This window comes from Ruminococcus sp. (assembly GCF_045129435.1).
GTDB lineage: Bacteria > Bacillota > Clostridia > Oscillospirales > Acutalibacteraceae > Ruminococcoides.
Window position 1 is genome coordinate 1 of the sequence record NZ_JBGVJL010000204.1, and the last position, 3,567, is coordinate 3,567.

Genomic DNA, 3,567 nt, shown 5'->3' on the forward strand with positions numbered 1-3,567 from the left:
GTTAAAAAGCGTGGAGATGATATTACATTTTTACGCAGAATTATTCCCGGCGGTGCTGATGACAGCTACGGTATTGAGGTAGCGAAGCTTGCAGGTATTCCGAACTCTATTATAAACAGAGCAAAGGAAATTTTAAAAGAACTTGAGTCGGGAAAAAACGCACCGACTGTTATTAAAGAAAAAAATGACGATGTGCAGATGTCGCTTATTTCAAATGATAATGCAGTTGTAGAGCGACTTTCTGAAATCGATTTAAATACCTTGACTCCGATTGAAGCAATTAATCTGCTTTATGAGCTTAAGGGTATGATATAAAAATCAGTAAAGGCAGGTGAGAATATGGGCGTTATTAATGTACTTGATAAGCATATTGCTGAATTGATTGCAGCGGGAGAAGTTGTTGAAAGACCTTCTTCTGTTATAAAAGAGCTTGTCGAAAATTCTATTGACGCAGGAGCTAAAAATATTACTGTTGAGATAAAAAACGGCGGTACAACCTTTATGCGTGTTGCTGATGATGGTTGTGGCATTTACAGAGATGACATCAAAAAAGCATTTTTGCGACACGCAACAAGTAAAGTCAAAACAGCCAATGACCTTGATACAATTTCAACTCTTGGCTTTCGCGGCGAGGCACTTGCATCTATCAGTGCAGTTTCAAGACTTCAGGTAATAACAAAAAATGAAAATGAAGAAATCGGAAGCTGCTATGAGATGGAGGGCGGCGATGAAATTTCGCTTGAAGAGGCCGGCTGTCCTACAGGCACAACCTTTGTAATAAGAGATTTGTTCTACAATATTCCTGCTCGTTCAAAATTTCTTAAAAAAGATGTTGCAGAGGGCAATGCAGTTTCTGCTCTTATGGATAAAATCGTCCTTTCTCACCCTGAAGTTGCTTTTACTTTTATTCGTGACGGCAAACAGGTTTTGCGTACTTTCGGTGACGGAAAGCTAATTTCTGCCATTTATTCAGTCTTTGGCAAAGACTTTGCAAAAGGACTCATTCCTGTTGATTACACGCTCGATTCTGTTACTGTCAAAGGTTATATCTCAAAGCCGATTAATTCAAGACCAAACAGAAATATGCAAAACTTTTTCATAAACGGAAGATTTGTTAAAACAAGAACAGGTATGGCTGCTTTAGAGGAAGCTTACAAAGGCGCAATTATGGTAGGAAAATTTCCGTCAGCAGTTTTGCAGCTTACATTGCCTTATGAAATTATTGATGTAAATGTTCACCCTGCAAAGGTTGAAGTTCGTTTTATAAATGAAAGACCGGTGTTTGATGCAATTTATCATGCGGTAAAATCCGCTTTGCAGCGTGGCGATGAACGAAAGCAAGTTTCTTTTAAAGAAAATACGGCTTTTAATGAAATTAAAAAGGTTAATCCTTTTACAAACGCACAGGCTATCTTTTCAAGAGCTGAAAAATCTGAAAATAAACCCATTGCACCTCAAACAAAGCCAACGCAGCCGATTTATAAAAAGCCTGAGCCAAAGCCGTACAATCCGTTTGATGAGCTTGATTTAAAGGAAGAAAAGCAAGAACCGGTTACTATTGACAATCTGAAAATGTCAGATTCATCAGACCCGTTTGATATTTACTCAAAGCAGGCAATAAAAAGAAATACCGAACTTGAACAGAAAAAGCAGGAATTTTCAAAACAGAAATTTGAAAAAGGCGAACAGCTTATTTTAAAGGCTGCACAGGAAGAAGAGCCTGCAACAGTACAGAATACACAGCATAATATTGAAGAGCCTGTTTTACCTCAGATTGAGGAAAAAACAGAGCCTGATACTATAAATAATAAAACAGAAAACAACGAAGAAATCACCGAGTTGCCTAAAGAACAGACTAAGCTTAGGTTTATCGGTGAAGCGTTCGATACATATATAATCGTTGAGAAAAACGATAAAGAAGTTTTAATCATAGACAAACACGCGGCACACGAAAGAATTATTTATGAAAAACTGAAAGCTGATAAAGGTTCAGCTAATGTTCAGTATCTGCTCACACCGATTACAGTTACTCTTGATAAAACAGACTATGATGCGGCAATCAGCAATCTTGATATGTTTGCTAAATGTTCGTTTGATGTAGATGACTTTGGTAACGGTACTTTGCTTGTAAGATCAGCTCCGCAGTATCTTGCTGCAACAGAAATTGCAGATTGTATCACTGAAATGAGCGGATATATTGCAAGCGGAAAGAAAGATATTTTTACCGAAAAAATGGACTGGTTTTATCATAATGTTTCGTGTCGCTCTGCAATCAAGGCAGGCAATAAAAGTACTCCGCAGGAACTTATGGATATTGCCTGGACTCTTGAAAAAAATCCGCAGATTAAGTATTGCCCGCATGGCAGACCAATCTGTATAGTAATGACAAAGTATGAAATTGAAAAACAATTTGGCAGGTTGTGATTTTTTGAAATTACCGATTAAGCTTATTTCAGTTGTCGGACCTACGGCGTCGGGCAAAACAGCACTTGCAGTTGAACTTGCAAAGAAGTACAATGGTGAGATTATCTCTGCTGATTCAATGCAAATTTACAAAGGAATGAGCATAGCTACCGCAAAGCCGAGTGATAAAGAAAAGCAGGGAATACCGCATCATCTTATGGATTTTTTGCCAAGCGACAAAACTTATTCTGTAGCTGATTTTGTAAACGATGCAAAAGCCTGTATTGAAGATATTGTGTCAAGGGGAAAGCTTCCGATAATTGCCGGCGGCACAGGGCTTTATGTTGATTCGCTATTAAATGGCATTTCCTTTGAAAAGCAGGAGAGAAACGAAGATATTTCTAATGAGCTTTTTGAATTGTATCAGCAAAAAGGTGTTGATTATTTGCTTGATATGCTATCGAAATTTGACAGCGAGTCAGCCGATAATCTTAGAGAACAACGAAATGTAAAGCGAATTATTAGAGCTATTGAATTTTATAAAACCTCCGGAATTACTATAAGTGAGCATAACAGAAACTCAAGGCAAAATGAGTCCCCATATGAACCAATTAACCTTGGACTAAAATATGAGGACAGACAAAAGCTTTATGACAGAATAAATTTAAGAGTTGACCTAATGCTTGAAAATGGACTTGTTGAAGAAGCAAAAGAGGTACTTTCGCAAAGCCTTAGTTCGACCTCAAAAATGGCTATTGGATACAAAGAGCTGATACCGTATTTTAACGGTGAACGCTCACTTGATGAATGTATAGAAATTTTAAAAAGAGAAACAAGAAGATACGCTAAGCGTCAACTTACCTGGTTTAATCGTGATAAGGATATAAATTGGATTTTAGTTGACAAATTTAACGGCTTTGATGATATTTTTAATTACGCACAAACAATAATTGACAAAGGACTGTGATATATGGACAAGCTGTTGTTCAGAAAAATTCTGGTTGCAGGTCTTACCGCACTTGCAATTATTTATGTTGTTTATCTGTTGCTAAGTGCAAACTTTAATGTAGTGCCAACAGAAAATGCAGAGCAGGTAACTGTTACTGACAAGATATATTCTAATGGTTACATTATCCGAGATGAAACCTATGTAAATAATGATTC

General features: G+C 37.1%; 4 protein-coding genes. All 4 read left to right on the plus strand.

The genetic code is table 11. The annotated features are described in order from the left end of the window. On the plus strand, window positions 1-315 hold a 315-nt coding region (locus ACJMMI_RS10280), incomplete at its 5' end, for a MutS-related protein (protein WP_405355448.1). A gap of 24 nt (window positions 316-339) precedes the next feature. Further along, a complete protein-coding gene (gene mutL, locus ACJMMI_RS10285) occupies window positions 340-2,424 on the plus strand; it encodes a DNA mismatch repair endonuclease MutL (RefSeq protein ID WP_405355450.1) in 2,085 nt (694 codons plus the stop codon). A 4-nt stretch (window positions 2,425-2,428) separates the two neighbouring features. Further along, window positions 2,429-3,370: a tRNA (adenosine(37)-N6)-dimethylallyltransferase MiaA gene (miaA, locus tag ACJMMI_RS10290; protein ID WP_405355451.1), complete on the plus strand. Its 942-nt coding sequence runs from the start codon at window positions 2,429-2,431 to the stop codon at window positions 3,368-3,370. A 3-nt stretch (window positions 3,371-3,373) separates the two neighbouring features. Then, on the plus strand, window positions 3,374-3,567 hold a 194-nt coding region (locus tag ACJMMI_RS10295; RefSeq protein ID WP_405355452.1), incomplete at its 3' end, for a hypothetical protein.

Bases quoted from the DNA above. Each gene is read 5' to 3' on its own strand.
- mutL (WP_405355450.1), top strand. From the start codon at position 340: ATGGGCGTTATTAATGTACTTGATAAGCATATTGCTGAATTGATTGCA.